The sequence below is a fragment of the Novosphingobium cyanobacteriorum genome (assembly GCF_029436685.1).
GTDB classification, from domain to species: domain Bacteria; phylum Pseudomonadota; class Alphaproteobacteria; order Sphingomonadales; family Sphingomonadaceae; genus Novosphingobium; species Novosphingobium cyanobacteriorum.
Window position 1 is genome coordinate 103,839 of record NZ_JAROCY010000012.1, and the last position, 12,873, is coordinate 116,711.

The window sequence follows — 12,873 nt, forward strand, 5'->3', positions numbered from 1 at the left end:
GGCCGGTTACATCCCCAGCGCGCGGAGCGCGGAATAGGCGGCCCGGACATGGCCCGGCGCGGAGGAGGAAGATGAGCCTGCGCCGCCATCGACGAGGCCGAAGGCATCGCGCAGGGTATCGGCCATCGAAGCGCCACCGGAGCCCTGGGCCGCGGCCTGGAATTCCTGCGCCACCGGCCCGCCGGTGAACTGCGGGCGATCTTCTGTGGCAGATGCGGCATAGCCCGAGGGGACGAAGGCGCCATAACCGGCCATTTCGAGCCCATCGATGCCGCCGCCGAACGCGGTGGCAGAGCCACCATTCATCGCGGCTTCGACCTTGCCCCGCAGCAGATCCATGACCTGCCCCACGGAACGCGGCCCGCCAGCGCCGAAGAAGATTGAGCGGTTGGCGGCGGCCGCCTTTGGCAGGAGTGCCGCGGCGCTTTGCGAGGGATCGGACGAGAGTGCGGTGAGGAAGCGCCCTGCCCCTTCCGATCCGAGGAAGTGGGCAAGGTAAAGCTCGGCATTGTCGGGCTGGCGACCGAGCACGCCGGCGAGATAATCGCGATTGTCGTTGGCGAGCTCGCCCGCCATCAGCGCCGAGACCTGCGGGTTGTTGCGAAGAGCGAGGATCTGCGAGCGCATGGCCGGATCACGCACCGCGCCGCCATCGATCACCTGGCTGGCCCAATCGAGGCCATAGGATGCGCCGTGCTTGTCCAGCGTGCGCAGCCAGGTGGAACCGGTGAACTGATAGAGCCCCCGCGCGCTGGACGTGGGCGCGCGCGCCGAAGGATCGAGCCCGGATTCCAGCCGGGCCTGCGCCAGCAGATAGCCGAAATCGACCCCGGTGGCCTGCGCCGCATTGGCAATGGCGGCATGCACTTCGCCCCCGGACGTTGCCGCCGCGGGTATGGCCTGCCCGGGAAATGCCTGGACTGAAGACACGAAAAACCCCTTCTTGCGCGCCCTGCAGCAGGCGCGGCAAAAAGGGGTTCAGCAAAGGGCGTGCCAATTGGCGGCCCTGCTGCCGAAAATCAGCGGACGAGGCCGATCCGGGCGGGCGCGGCATTGGCGCGATAGAGCGCGGGCTGGCCGGTCATGGCATCAAGCCGGGCCGCGACATTGGCGGCGATAAGGTTGCGAACGCGGCGGTTTGCCTCATTCAGCCGGCGCGCGGCATCCAGCAGGCCACGGCATTCTTCATCCACCAGGGCGTGGTCGGTGGTATCAAGCCGGCCGCACAGCGAATCCTTGCTGACGGCGCAGGCCATGATCGCGTCAATCTCGAGACCGGCAAGCGCATGCCGTTCATCTTCCAGCACGGCAAGCATCTGCCGCAGCGTATCACGCAGCTGCAGGGACTGCGTGATCGGAGCGGCATTGGTATCAACCGACGCGAGCGCATGAGCCATTATTGCGGGTTCCTCAGCAGCATGCCGGCCGCAATCATGGCGTCGGCGATCTTGGTCGGGATCACGGGGTAGGTGCCGGTTTCGATGGCGTGACGAATGGTCTTCACGCGCTCGACGTCGATGGGCGCGTCGCCCGCCTTTATGGCGTCGCTGGTCTCAACCTGCGCTGCCGACGACGAGGCTACCGGTGCCTGCACGGTGGCAGGCGTGGGGGTGGCCGGGGTTGGTGCGACGGTCTTGACCTGAATCGCGCCAACCGGGCGGGATGCTCCGATTTCAAACGATGACATGGTCCGCTCCTGTGCGATGCTCAGGAGGAAGAACGGAAGATGCAGGGGGGATTTAAGGGGATTTAAGACCGGGGCAGAAAAATTTTACAAATCGTTGCCACAACAGCGAAATCCCCGCAGCTTGCACTGCAGGGCTATCGCAGGAGGGGTTAAGATTGCCTCGCTATTCGATCGGCATCTCCACCAAGCCGGGGCGGATGATGCGGGCGCGCATCGGATCGGCCTTGGCCGCGGTGCGCACGCGGATCCAGCTGCCCACCGCGCCGCCTTCCAGCGCTTCTCCCGGTTGCGAGACGGAGAAGCCATCGCCGGTAAGCGCGATGGTGACCATATCCCCGCGCGAGACGACGGGGGTGGCAGCAGCCTGCCCGAAGCCCGGCTGGGAATTGCCGGTAACGGCAACGTACAGCCGCCAGCCGCCAACATCGGGGCATTGCACCAGAATGCTGTCATGCCGGTCTCCCCGCCATGACAGGGCCAGCGGCGCGTTGCAGCGGGCCAGGCGCAGACGGCGATCGACCGGGGTGGCAGCGCCGCCGGGCACGCCGATCGGCTGGCCGGTGAAGGCCGCGACCGCATTGTCCACGCTGGCGAGGTCGGTGAAAGGCGAAGGAGCAGCCTGGGCCGGCACCGCAAGCGCGGCGGCGGCAGGCAGGGCGAACGCGAGGAGAGCCTTGTGGGTCATGCCCCCAACAAAGCAAGCAGCGTGCCAGACTAGTTGATCGCATCTTCGGAATCATAGCCGACCGAGACGCTGGCGCCATCGGCCCTGCCCGGTTCAACCACCATGCGCGCGGTGGCGGCGCGGGGCCCGGCGGCTTCGCTGAGGCGCGCGGCGTGGCCTAGCGCGATCTCGCGGCTGTCCCGCGCATAGCGCACGGCGATGGTGACGCGCAGGCGAGGATCGGCGGCCTGTGTCTGCAGCCATTGCGCCAGCGGGGGCGCGCCCGGGCCATCGGTCCACACGCCGACCGGTTCGGCGCGGATGGAAGGCTGGATGGGGGGCGGTGGCGGCGGCGGTGGCGCCTTGGCGACCGCGCGCGAGGGTTCGGGCGCGTCGGGTTCGAGCGGGGCGTCAGGCGCGTTGGCCAAGGCCGAGGCGGTGACCATGAACAGGATCAGGCAGAGGTCCGCAAGGATGGTCTGCCACGAGGAAGCCGGGGCGCGGACCTGGCCCCCGATACCATTGGCGAAGCCATGTGCAAGACGGGCGCGGATGATGCCCTGCGCGGTCATGCCGCCTCGCGCGGATCAACGGCGTGCGGGGTCTGCGCGAAATGGCCCTGCAGGTGCTGCTGCTGTGCGTGGGCGTGGAACGAGACCGGGCCGGGATGCGGCAGCACGCGCTGAACCTGCGCGGCGAGCCATTCGGTGATCTCCTGCCGCTCCGCCTCCTCGCGCTCGCACCGGCGCTCGACCGCGCGGCCAAGCGGGGCGAGGACGAGGTTGGCGAAGAGCAGGCCGTAGAGCGTGGTGAGCACCGACATCGAGATGGCGCCCATGAACATCGAGCGGGCAATGCCCTGAGACGGAAGGTTGCTGAGCGAGACGAGCGTGCCGGCGAGGCCGAACACGGGGCCGAGATCGGCCGCCATGGTCAGCGTGCGGACAGCGGCGACGGCGGCATCGATGCGGGCGCGGGCGTGGAAGGCGTGGCGTTCGAACAGTGCCTCGGTGCTGCGCTGTTCGATCATCGCATCGGTCGCCTCGTCAAAGGCAATGTCGCCCAGGTGACGCGGGCGCGCGCGGAACATGCCGTCAACGCGGATCTGCGAGGCGAGCGTGGCGACTTCACCACGCACGGTATCGGCATCGAAGGCGGGGCGAAACAGTTCCGACAGGGCGCGCAGGGTCTGGGCGCAATCCTGCACCCCCGCGCGCAGCACGGTGGCGACAAGCGTGCCGCCGACAACGATCGCGGCGGCAGCCGGATCGACCAGGTGACCAAGGTTCATGTGCGCTGCGCGGAGCCTCCTCAGCACCAAAGAACGGCGGCAGGCTTTTCGCTTTCAGGGGCGGACGAACTTTGCCGCACCCGGCAAGCGCTTGCCGCCTGGCTGCCGGAACGGAGGCAAAACCGGCCCTGTGCGGCAATTGGCACGGTGCTTGCTGATATACGGGCAGGAAAAACCGTATGGAGCATTCGGCACCATGAGCGACAGCCTTTTCGGCATCCACGGCATGGCCCTGGAACTGCGTTCGCAGCGCATGGGCTTGCTGACTTCGAACATCGCCAATGCGGCGACGCCCGGCTACAAGGCCAAGGACATCGACTTCGCCAGCGCGCTGAAGGCGATGAGCGGCGGCGCGGGCGAGGACAAGGCGGTGGCCGCCTCCACCCGATACCGCATGCCGGTGATGCCCAGCATGGACGGCAACACGGTGGAAATGGCCACCGAGCAGACCGCATTCGCCGAGAACGCGGTGGGATATTCCGCGACGCTTTCCTTCCTGCAGGGCCGGATCGAAACCGTGACCCGCGCGATCAAGGGCGAATAAACGATGGCAGGCCCCAACCCCATGAGCCTGTTCGACGTGGCCGGCCGCGCGATGAGCGCGCAGTTGGTGCGGATGAACGCATCGGCATCGAACCTTGCCAACGCGGGCACCGTCTCCGCCACCGAGCAGGAAGCCTATCGCCCGCTGCGCCCCGTCTTCGCGCAGGAGCTGGACCAGGCCACCGGCCTTTCAACGGTGAAGGTGCAGGGCGTCTATCGCACGACGGCCACGCCGATCCGCACCCACGATCCCGACAATCCCATGGCCGACGCCAACGGCGACACCTGGGGCGCTCCCGTCGATGAGAACGCCGAGATGGTCGAGATGCTGGAGGCGAGCCGCCAGTACCAGAACGTGGTGGAAGCCATGCAGACCGCCAAGCAGCTGATGCTTGAAACGATGAGGATGAAGTGATGACCACCGCCGTAACCAACACCACCTCGACCACGCTGAACGGCATGCCCAACCACAAGAGCTGGGGCACAATGGGCGCGGGCGATTTCCTGAAGCTGCTGACCGCGCAGCTGAACAACCAAGACCCCACCGCCCCGGTCGACAACGCGCAGATGGTGGCGCAGCTGGCGCAGTTCTCCAGCCTCTCCGCCGCGCAATCGACCAACGACAAGCTCCAGACGATCTCCGACCAGATCGGCAAGCTCGTCGCCAAGACCGCCTGATCCCACTTTACCTGAAAGGCAGCCGCAATGTCCTTCTATACCTCGCTCAACGGCCTCAAGAACGCGCAGACCGACCTTGGCGTGATCAGCCACAACATCGCCAACTCGGAAACCAACGGCTTCAAGAAGAGCCGCACCGAATTTGCCGACATCGTGGCCGGCAGCGCCTTCACCAACCCCAAGCTGATCCAGGGGATCGGCGCGACGGTTGAGGCGATCAACCAGAACTTCTCGCAGGGCGCGATCGAGCAGACCGGTTCGGCACTGGACGTGGCGGTGAACGGCGACGGCTTCTTCACCACCAAATCGAGCCTGACCGGCGACACGTTCTATACCCGCAATGGCTCGTTCTCGGTCGATGGCGGCGGGTTCATCCAGGACGGATCGGAAAACCGCCTGCAGGTATTCCCCACCGACGCCACCGGCAACGTCACCGGCACAACGCTGCAGGATGCCCAGATTCCCGCAACCAACGCGGGAGGCGCCGAGTTTGCCGGCGTGACCGTGGCGGAGAACGGCAACGTGACCGCCTCCTATGCCGACGGCACCAACACGGTGATCGGCAAAGTGGCGATCGGCACGTTCATTTCGCCCGGCGGCCTGCGCCAGGAAGGATCCTCCAACTGGAGCGCGACCGGCCTTTCGGGCGCGGCGACCTATGGCCAGCCCGGCAACGGCCAGTACGGCAGCCTGCTTTCGGGCGCGCTGGAGCGATCGAACGTGGACATCGCCGAGGAACTGGTCGGCCTGATCACCGCGCAACGCAATTTCCAGGCGAACGCCAAGGCGATCGATACCGCCACGCAGATTTCGCAGACGATCATCAATCTCCGGACGTAATCGCCGGACGGCATCAACCTGCGGACTTAACTGAGGCCACCTGACATGGACCGCCTGATCTACACCGCCTATTCGGGCATGACCGGATCGACCACGCGCCAGCGCGTGATCGCTTCGAACATGGCGAACGCCCAGACCGTGGGCTTCCGCGCCGAAATGCTGAACGCCGTGCCGATGACGCTGAAGGGGCCGAGCCTGGAGGCGCGGTCGATGACCGAAGGCGAAGTGCGCGGCGCCAGCATGAAGCAGGGGGCGATGGTCCAGACCGGTAACCCGCTGGATATCGCGATGACCGGGCGGGACATGCTGGCGGTGCAGGCCGAGGACGGAACCGAGGTCTATACCCGCCGGGGCGACCTTTCGATCGATCCGACCGGCGTGCTCGTGAACGGTGACAGGCGGCCGGTGGTGGGCGACGGCGGCCCGGTGACGGTGCCGCTGGGATCGAAGGTCAACATCGGGCCCGATGGCGCCGTGCTGGTCAGCAACCCGGACCAGCCCGACGCCCCGGCGCAGCAGGTGGCGAAACTGAAGATCGCCTCGGCCGAAGGCAGCCAGATCGAGAAGGGCCTGGATGGCCTGTTCCGCGTGGTCGGGGGCGGCGTGCTGCCCAACAACGACGACGCCCGGATCCAGGTCGGCACGCTGGAACAGTCCAACGTCGATCCCACCGCCATTCTGGTCGAGATGGTCGAGGCGCAGCGCCTGTTCGACATCCGCACCAAGCTCGTATCAACCGCGCGCGAAGTCGACGAAGGCTCCGCGCAGCTCATGCGCCTTTCGTAAAGGACTGAACACCCATGCCTTCATCCGCTCTTCACGTCGCCCGCACCGGGCTTGAGGCGCAGGACACGCGCATGCGCGTGATCGCCAACAACCTGGCCAACGTGGGCACCACCGGTTTCAAGCGCGACCGCGCCAACTTCGCCACGCTGGCCTATCAGGACGCGCGCGTGGCCGGGCAGCAGTCCTCGGGCGAAACCGCCTATGCCACCGGGCTGAACCTGGGCACCGGCGTGGGCATTCAGGCAACGACCCGCATCGACAGCCAGGGTTCGCTGCAGACCACCGGCGCGGCGCTGGACCTTGCGCTGGACGGGGACGGTTACTTCCAGGTGAGCCTGCCCGGCGGGCAGCTGGCCTATACCCGCGCCGGCAACTTCAGCCGATCGGCCGAAGGGCAGCTGGTGACGGCGCAGGGCTATATCGTGCAGCCGCCGATCACCATCCCGGAGGGCGCCAGTTCCATCACCGTGGCGCAGGACGGCACGGTTTCCGCCGTGGTGGCCGGCAATGCCGAGCCGACCCAGCTGGGCCAGCTGACGATCGCCAGCTTCGCCAATCCCGGCGGCCTGCAATCGGCCGGCGACAACTTCCTGAAGGAAACCGCCGCCAGTGGGCAGGCGCAGATCGGCGCGCCGGGCGAAGCCGGGCGCGGCCACATCCGCCAGGGCTTTCTGGAAGCATCGAACGTGAACGTGGTGGAAGAGCTGGTCGACATGATCGAGTGCCAGCGCGCCTACGAGATCAACTCGAAGATGGTCTCCGCCGTCGACGAGATGCTCAAGAACGCCAACCAGACACTTTAATCCAAGCCAGTCAGGACGATGATGCATTCTCCCTTCGACTCCCGCTTCGACCTGCCGATGGTGGTGCCGGTGCAGCCGCAGGAGCGGCCGCTGGGCCTGCGCGTGCTGGCGGTGATCGTGGTGCCCGCAGCGATTGCGCTGGCGGTCGCCTATCCGGCGCTGGCCCATGCCCGGGTGAAGCCATCGGAAGGCTTTGCCCCCACCATGCCTCAGGCCGCACCGGTCCGCCCGGCAGACGGATCGATCTTCAACGTCAACAACGGCTATGCCGCGCTGGTGGAAGGGCGCCGCGCCCACGCGGTGGGCGATCCGCTGACCATCGTTCTGGTGGAAAGCCTGACCACATCGAAGTCCGCCGCGGGCAAGAAGCAGAAGAACGGATCGTTCAGCTTTACCCCCCCGAGCGCGGGGCCGCTTTCGTTCATCAACCCCAACGCCCTTAATCCTTCGGGTTCCGCGTCGTTCAACGGGCAGGGCAATGCGTCGCAGACCAGCACGCTCGGCGGCCAGGTTTCGGTGACGATCGCCGAAGTCAGGCCGAACGGCACGGCCCTCGTCAAAGGGGAAAAGCGCTTGCTGTTGAGCCAGGGCCAGGAATGGGTGCAGTTTTCGGGGATCGTGCGCCTTGGCGACATCGATGCCGACAACTCCATCGTATCCACCCGCGTGGCCGATGCGCGGATCGAATATGCCGGCAACGGCACGATCACCAGCGCGAGCCGCGAAGGCTGGCTGGGCCGCTTCTTCAACGCGATCAACCCGTTCTGAGGAGGCTGACGATGACCGACCGCCTTCTTCGCTCCTGCGTCACCCTGCTGGGCCTTGTGCTCGCGGCGGCGATGGCCCCCCTCGCCCACGCCGACCGCGTGCGTGACCTTGGCGCCTATCAGGGCGTGCGTACCAACCAGCTGACCGGATATGGCATCGTTGTTGGTCTGCCCGGCACGGGCGACGACAACCTGGATTACGTGACGCAGGCGATGCGCGGCGTTTCGGGCCGGCTTGGCCTGCAGCTGCCGCCGGGCGTTTCGCCGGGGCTGAAGAATGCGGCAGCGGTGATGATCACTGCCGACCTGCCCGCGTTTGCCAAACCCGGCCAGCGCATCGACGTGACCGTTTCCACCATCGGCAAGGCCAAGAGCCTGCGCGGTGGCGCGCTGATCATGGCGCCGCTTTATGGCGCGGATGGCCAGATCTATGCCATGGCGCAGGGCAACCTGGCCGTGGGCGGCCTTGGCATCACCGCCAAGGACGGATCATCGCTGACCGTGAACGTGCCAACCGTGGGCCGCATCGCCGACGGTGCCAGCGTGGAACGTGCGGTGCAGACCGGGTTCGACAGCGGCGAAGTGCTGCGCTGGAACCTTTTCCAGGCCGATTTCATGACCGCCGCGCGCGTGCGCGATGCGATCAACACCCGCTTTCCCCAGACCGCCTCTGTCGAGGACGGGGTGACGCTGGCGCTGCGCCTGCCCGACGGCGCGGACCGTCGCGCGAGCATGATGGCCGCGATCGAGATGATCGACGTGACCCCGGCGGAAACCCCGGCCAAGGTCATCGTCAACAGCCGCACCGGCACGGTGGTGATCAACAGCGCGGTGCGCCTTTCGCCCGCAGCGATCAGCCACGGCAAGCTGGTGGTGAAGATCGACGAAAAACCCACCGTTTCGCAGCCCGGGCCGTTCAGCCGCGGCCAGACCGCGATCACGCCGAACAGCCAGATCAACGCCGAGGAACAGGCCGCGCACGTGGCGCTGTTCAAGCCGGGCGCTTCGCTGTCCTCACTGGTCGATGCGCTCAACAAGCTGGGCGTCTCTCCGTCGGACCTCGTGGCGATCCTTGAGGCGCTGAAGGAAGCCGGCTCGCTCAAGGCGGAGATGGAGGTGATATGAGCACCGTTTCCACCACGGCATCGGTTCTGGCGACCGGCGCAAGCGCCGGCCAGCCGCAGTCCCCCGAACGCGCCAAGCTGCGCGAGGCGGCGCAGGCGTTCGAAGCGATCTTCGTTCGCCAGATGCTGTCGAGCGCGCGGGCGGACAATTTCGGCGGGAACGATCTGCTCGGCAACGATCAGGGGCACGACACCTTCACCCAGATGCGTGACGAACGCTTTGCCGAGATCGCCTCGCAATCAGGTGCGTTCGGCCTTGCCAGGCAGATCGAGGCGCAGCTTGCGCGCATGATCGCGCCGCCGGCCGCAACCGCTCCGGCAAACCCGGCCAAGGAAGGCTGAAGCCATGTCCAGCGACCTCCTCTCCATCGGCGCCAGCGGGGCCAAGGCGGCGCGCATCGCGCTTGACGTGACCGGCCAGAACATCGCCAACGCGTCGTCGGAAGGCTATATCCGCCGCACCGCCAAGATGACCGAGGTCGCCTCCACCGGATACCAGGGTGCGGTGCGCGACGTCTCGCTTTCGGGCGTGCGCATTTCAGGCGTGATCCGCAACGCCGACGCATTCCGCCAGGCGGAAGTGCGCCGCACCGGATCGGACACCGCGCGCGCCAGCACCGAAGTGACCGGGCTGAGCAGCGTGGAGGCGGCGCTGGAGAATTCCAACGTCTATTCCGCGATCACCGGCTTTGAAGGTGCGCTGCAGAAGCTGAAGGAAGACACCACCAGCCCCAGCCTGCGCGCTTCGGTGATCGAAGCCGCGCGGACGATGACCGACACGTTCCAGATCGCCTCGCAGCAGATCGACGCAGTAGGCACCGGGCTGCGCTTCAACGCCGCCGACGGGGTGGACCAGATCAACCGCATCGCTGGCGAACTGGCGCGCACCAACCTGCGCCTTTCCCGCGCGGCCGACGCCAGCAGCGACCAGACTGCCCTGCTCGACCAGCGCGACAAGCTGCTGAACGACCTGAGCCAGTATGCCGACATCACCACCACGTTTGCCAGCGATGGCACGGTGGCGGTGACGATCGGCGGCGGATCGGCGCCAACGCTTGTGCAGGGTGGCGACACCTATGCACTGGCGATGACCACTTCCAGCTCCACCGATCCGACGCTGGACGGCATGGTGACCTTTGACGTTGGCGGGGCACCGGTGACGCTTTCGGGCGGTTCGCTGGCCGGCGAACAGCAGACGCTGACCAAGCTCGGTTCGGTGAAGGGGGATCTCGACCAGCTGGCGCGCGACATCGCCAAGACGGTGAACGACGCGCAGAAGAACGGCGTTGACCTAAACGCCGCCACTGGCGCCAACCTGTTTACCGCCAACAACGCTGCCGATTTTGCGCTCGCCACCAGTGATGGCAGCAAGATCGCCACGGCAGCCGCGGGATCGCTGCAGAACAGCCGCGACACCACCAACTTCGACGCGATGCTGAGCGACCTGGCCACGACCAATCCGGCGGGCCGGATGGACGCGATCCTGTTCGACGTTTCGGCCACGGTTTCGGGCCGCACGGTGACGCGCGATGCGCTGAAGACCATTTCCGACGCGGCAGCGACCGCGCTTTCCGCCCAATCGGGCGTGGATCTGAATACCGAGGCGGTCAACCTCGTGCGTTTCCAGCAGGCCTTCCAGGCCTCGGGGCGCGTGATGCAGGTGGCTGCAGACCTTTTCGACACCCTGCTCCAGATCAGATGAGCGGAAACAGGTAGAAGCCCATGAGCAGCATCTTCTCCACCAGCACCAGCGCCTTCTACGATCGGGCGACGCTCGACCTGAAAAGCCTGCGCACCCAGGCGGAGAAGCTGCAGACGCAGATCAGCTCGGGCAACCGGCTGACCACCTCGTCCGACGATCCGCTCGCCGCCTCGCGCTTGCGCGCGCTGCAGCGCTCGGACGCCCTGGGACAAGTCGATGTCGCCGCAGCCAACCGCGCCACGTCGGACCTGAACCTTGCGGATTCGGCGCTGACCCAGTTCAGCAATTACATCGTGCGGATCAAGGAGCTGGCGACGCAGGCGGCCACCGGCACCCTGCCCGACACCCAGCGCGCCGCGATCGGCTCGGAACTCGGGCAGATCCAGAAGGACCTCGTCAACCTTGCCAACACGCGGGACAGCAACGGACACGCGCTGTTCGGCGGCGACGTGGCGGGCGATGCCTACACCGTCGATGCGACCACCGGCGTGACCAGCTATGCCGGAAACGGCGCGGCGGGCGAGCTTTCGCTGGGCGACGGCCAGACGGTGACGCGCAGCCTGACCGGGCCGGAGTTCATCGAGTTCAAGGACAAGGCGGGCAACAACACCGACCTGATGTCGCTGGTCAAGAACCTGGCCGACGCGCTCAAGGCCGGTGGCCCTGCGTCGCAGGCGCTGGCCAGCACCTCGCTCGATACGCTGTCGAACGCGCTGGACTCCGTCACCACCGCGCAGACCGTGGTCGGTTCCCGACTGACGTGGATCGACATGACGGTGGAGCGGCAGACCGCGATGGCGCAGACCCGCGCCAGCGAACAATCCGACATAGGCGGAACCGACACCACCGAGGCCGTGGTGCGGATGCAGGAACTCGCCACCGTGCTGCAGGCCAGCCAGGCCAGCTTCGCCAAGCTCGCCGGCCTTTCGCTCTTCGACGTTCTGCGCTGACCCGCCAGACCGACTTTAACCAGGATACCCAGACACCATGTTCGCAGGCATCGGCATCGTCGTCCTTCTCGCGATGGTCTTCGGCGGCTTCGCCATCACCGGCGGTGCGCTCGGCCCCGTGATGCATGCCATCCCACACGAAATGCTCATCATCGGCGGCGCCGCGCTGGGCGCCACGATCACCGGCAACTCGATGCACGAGCTGAAGGGCATCGGCGCCGGGCTGGGCAAGGTGTTCAAGGGGCCCAAGCACAACAAGCAGGACCACATCGACGCCATCGTGCTGTGCACCCGGCTGATGAAGATCCTGCGCAGCGATGGCCCGGTGGCGCTGGAAAGCCACGTGACCGATCCCAAGAACTCGCCGATCTTCGCCGAATTCCCGCGCCTGCTCACCAACAAGGAACTGGTCGCGCTGATCTGCGACACGCTTACCCTGATCGTCGTCTCGTCGGGCACGCTGGAAGTGCACGCGGTGGAAGACGTGATGGATCACGCGATGAAGACCCATTTCCACGAACAGGCCGAAGCGCAGCACGCGCTGCAGGGCCTGGCCGACGCGCTGCCCGCGCTGGGCATCGTGGCCGCGGTGCTCGGCGTGGTGAAGACCATGGGCTCGATCGACAAGCCGCCTTCAATCCTGGGCGCGATGATCGGCTCGGCGCTGGTCGGCACGTTCATGGGCGTGCTCCTTGCCTATGGCATGGTCGCGCCGCTGGCGGGACGGCTGAAGCAGGTGCTGGACCAGGACGAGATGATCTTCCACGCGGTGAAGCAGGTGATCATCGCCTCACTGCACGGCTGGCCGCAGCCGCTGGTGGTGGAAAGCGCGCGTTCGGGCCTTGGCCACGCGTTCCGTCCCGGCCTGTCCGAACTGCTCGACGCGCTGCGCGGGCGTTGATTGTGCGTTTCAGTTTCACAGAAACGCAGGCGGCACCGGCCCACTCCCCCGCCCGGCCACCCGTTCAGGGTGCTCTCGCGGATGGCCGGGCGGGGGAGCGGGCTGGTGCCGCTTCCGCGAACGCGGAAAGGAATTAA

Annotated in this window: 18 protein-coding genes; 12 read left to right on the top strand and 6 right to left on the bottom strand. The window is 66.7% G+C overall.

Annotated elements, in window-relative coordinates:
* Positions 1 to 6: 6 nt before the first annotated feature.
* The 6 genes from POM99_RS13655 to POM99_RS13680 all read right to left on the bottom strand — a co-directional run bounded on the left by POM99_RS13655 (position 7) and on the right by POM99_RS13680 (position 3,642).
* Complete coding sequence (locus POM99_RS13655; protein ID WP_277278743.1) at positions 7 to 930, bottom strand: lysozyme family protein; 924 nt, start codon at positions 928 to 930, stop codon at positions 7 to 9.
* 89 nt (positions 931 to 1,019) lie between these two features.
* A complete protein-coding gene (locus POM99_RS13660) occupies positions 1,020 to 1,397 on the bottom strand; it encodes a flagellar protein FlgN (RefSeq protein WP_277278745.1) in 378 nt (125 codons plus the stop codon).
* Positions 1,397 to 1,687, bottom strand: coding sequence for a flagellar biosynthesis anti-sigma factor FlgM (flgM, locus tag POM99_RS13665; protein WP_277278747.1), 291 nt, complete (start codon positions 1,685 to 1,687; stop codon positions 1,397 to 1,399). Before flgM ends, POM99_RS13660 begins: the two co-directional genes overlap by 1 nt.
* A gap of 163 nt (positions 1,688 to 1,850) precedes the next feature.
* Complete coding sequence (locus tag POM99_RS13670) at positions 1,851 to 2,372, bottom strand: flagella basal body P-ring formation protein FlgA (RefSeq protein WP_277278749.1); 522 nt, start codon at positions 2,370 to 2,372, stop codon at positions 1,851 to 1,853.
* Between the two features lie 29 nt (positions 2,373 to 2,401).
* A complete protein-coding gene (locus tag POM99_RS13675) occupies positions 2,402 to 2,923 on the bottom strand; it encodes a hypothetical protein (protein WP_277278751.1) in 522 nt (173 codons plus the stop codon).
* Positions 2,920 to 3,642, bottom strand: a complete 723-nt coding sequence (locus POM99_RS13680; RefSeq protein ID WP_277278753.1) for a MotA/TolQ/ExbB proton channel family protein — start codon at positions 3,640 to 3,642, stop codon at positions 2,920 to 2,922. Before POM99_RS13680 ends, POM99_RS13675 begins: the two co-directional genes overlap by 4 nt.
* Before the next feature lie 196 nt (positions 3,643 to 3,838).
* Between POM99_RS13680 and POM99_RS13685 the strand changes: the two genes are divergently transcribed.
* From POM99_RS13685 to motA, 12 genes are read left to right on the top strand one after another with little or no spacing between them, the layout of a single operon-like run.
* The gene (locus tag POM99_RS13685; protein ID WP_277278755.1) at positions 3,839 to 4,186 is read left to right on the top strand and encodes a flagellar basal body rod protein FlgB; all 348 of its coding nucleotides are present in this window, start codon (positions 3,839 to 3,841) and stop codon (positions 4,184 to 4,186) included.
* Positions 4,187 to 4,189: 3 nt separating this feature from the next.
* Entirely contained in the window at positions 4,190 to 4,600 is a 411-nt protein-coding gene (flgC, locus tag POM99_RS13690; RefSeq protein ID WP_277278757.1) for a flagellar basal body rod protein FlgC, read from the top strand.
* Positions 4,600 to 4,863 (top strand): flagellar hook assembly protein FlgD, encoded by a 264-nt coding sequence (locus POM99_RS13695; RefSeq protein WP_277278759.1) that lies wholly within the window; start codon positions 4,600 to 4,602, stop codon positions 4,861 to 4,863. Before flgC ends, POM99_RS13695 begins: the two co-directional genes overlap by 1 nt.
* Positions 4,864 to 4,890: 27 nt before the next feature.
* On the top strand, positions 4,891 to 5,703 hold the full coding sequence (locus tag POM99_RS13700) for a flagellar hook-basal body complex protein (RefSeq protein ID WP_277278761.1): 813 nt from the start codon (positions 4,891 to 4,893) through the stop codon (positions 5,701 to 5,703).
* A 45-nt stretch (positions 5,704 to 5,748) separates the two neighbouring features.
* Positions 5,749 to 6,489, top strand: a complete 741-nt coding sequence (locus tag POM99_RS13705; protein WP_277278764.1) for a flagellar basal body rod protein FlgF — start codon at positions 5,749 to 5,751, stop codon at positions 6,487 to 6,489.
* 14 nt (positions 6,490 to 6,503) lie between these two features.
* On the top strand, positions 6,504 to 7,292 hold the full coding sequence (gene flgG, locus POM99_RS13710) for a flagellar basal-body rod protein FlgG (RefSeq protein ID WP_277278766.1): 789 nt from the start codon (positions 6,504 to 6,506) through the stop codon (positions 7,290 to 7,292).
* 18 nt (positions 7,293 to 7,310) lie between these two features.
* On the top strand, positions 7,311 to 8,060 hold the full coding sequence (locus POM99_RS13715) for a flagellar basal body L-ring protein FlgH (RefSeq protein WP_313792135.1): 750 nt from the start codon (positions 7,311 to 7,313) through the stop codon (positions 8,058 to 8,060).
* A gap of 11 nt (positions 8,061 to 8,071) precedes the next feature.
* On the top strand, positions 8,072 to 9,184 hold the full coding sequence (locus tag POM99_RS13720; protein WP_438823014.1) for a flagellar basal body P-ring protein FlgI: 1,113 nt from the start codon (positions 8,072 to 8,074) through the stop codon (positions 9,182 to 9,184).
* Positions 9,181 to 9,525: a rod-binding protein gene (locus tag POM99_RS13725; RefSeq protein ID WP_277278768.1), complete on the top strand. Its 345-nt coding sequence runs from the start codon at positions 9,181 to 9,183 to the stop codon at positions 9,523 to 9,525. Before POM99_RS13720 ends, POM99_RS13725 begins: the two co-directional genes overlap by 4 nt.
* A gap of 4 nt (positions 9,526 to 9,529) precedes the next feature.
* Entirely contained in the window at positions 9,530 to 10,885 is a 1,356-nt protein-coding gene (gene flgK / locus POM99_RS13730; protein ID WP_277278770.1) for a flagellar hook-associated protein FlgK, read from the top strand.
* 20 nt (positions 10,886 to 10,905) lie between these two features.
* Positions 10,906 to 11,835 carry a flagellar hook-associated protein FlgL gene (gene flgL, locus POM99_RS13735; RefSeq protein ID WP_277278772.1) on the top strand — a complete coding sequence of 310 codons (930 nt, stop codon included), beginning with the start codon at positions 10,906 to 10,908 and terminating at the stop codon, positions 11,833 to 11,835.
* Positions 11,836 to 11,872: 37 nt separating this feature from the next.
* Positions 11,873 to 12,736: a flagellar motor stator protein MotA gene (gene motA, locus POM99_RS13740; protein WP_277278774.1), complete on the top strand. Its 864-nt coding sequence runs from the start codon at positions 11,873 to 11,875 to the stop codon at positions 12,734 to 12,736.
* Positions 12,737 to 12,873 lie beyond the last annotated feature (137 nt).

Coding starts and splice junctions, on each gene's coding strand:
- POM99_RS13660 (WP_277278745.1), bottom strand. CDS start 1,397: ATGGCTCATGCGCTCGCGTCGGTTGATACCAATGCCGCTCCGATCACG.
- flgM (WP_277278747.1), bottom strand. CDS start 1,687: ATGTCATCGTTTGAAATCGGAGCATCCCGCCCGGTTGGCGCGATTCAG.
- POM99_RS13670 (WP_277278749.1), bottom strand. CDS start 2,372: ATGACCCACAAGGCTCTCCTCGCGTTCGCCCTGCCTGCCGCCGCCGCG.
- POM99_RS13675 (WP_277278751.1), bottom strand. CDS start 2,923: ATGACCGCGCAGGGCATCATCCGCGCCCGTCTTGCACATGGCTTCGCC.
- POM99_RS13680 (WP_277278753.1), bottom strand. CDS start 3,642: ATGAACCTTGGTCACCTGGTCGATCCGGCTGCCGCCGCGATCGTTGTC.
- POM99_RS13685 (WP_277278755.1), top strand. CDS start 3,839: ATGAGCGACAGCCTTTTCGGCATCCACGGCATGGCCCTGGAACTGCGT.
- flgC (WP_277278757.1), top strand. CDS start 4,190: ATGGCAGGCCCCAACCCCATGAGCCTGTTCGACGTGGCCGGCCGCGCG.
- POM99_RS13695 (WP_277278759.1), top strand. CDS start 4,600: ATGACCACCGCCGTAACCAACACCACCTCGACCACGCTGAACGGCATG.
- POM99_RS13700 (WP_277278761.1), top strand. CDS start 4,891: ATGTCCTTCTATACCTCGCTCAACGGCCTCAAGAACGCGCAGACCGAC.
- POM99_RS13705 (WP_277278764.1), top strand. CDS start 5,749: ATGGACCGCCTGATCTACACCGCCTATTCGGGCATGACCGGATCGACC.
- flgG (WP_277278766.1), top strand. CDS start 6,504: ATGCCTTCATCCGCTCTTCACGTCGCCCGCACCGGGCTTGAGGCGCAG.
- POM99_RS13715 (WP_313792135.1), top strand. CDS start 7,311: ATGATGCATTCTCCCTTCGACTCCCGCTTCGACCTGCCGATGGTGGTG.
- POM99_RS13720 (WP_438823014.1), top strand. CDS start 8,072: ATGACCGACCGCCTTCTTCGCTCCTGCGTCACCCTGCTGGGCCTTGTG.
- POM99_RS13725 (WP_277278768.1), top strand. CDS start 9,181: ATGAGCACCGTTTCCACCACGGCATCGGTTCTGGCGACCGGCGCAAGC.
- flgK (WP_277278770.1), top strand. CDS start 9,530: ATGTCCAGCGACCTCCTCTCCATCGGCGCCAGCGGGGCCAAGGCGGCG.
- flgL (WP_277278772.1), top strand. CDS start 10,906: ATGAGCAGCATCTTCTCCACCAGCACCAGCGCCTTCTACGATCGGGCG.
- motA (WP_277278774.1), top strand. CDS start 11,873: ATGTTCGCAGGCATCGGCATCGTCGTCCTTCTCGCGATGGTCTTCGGC.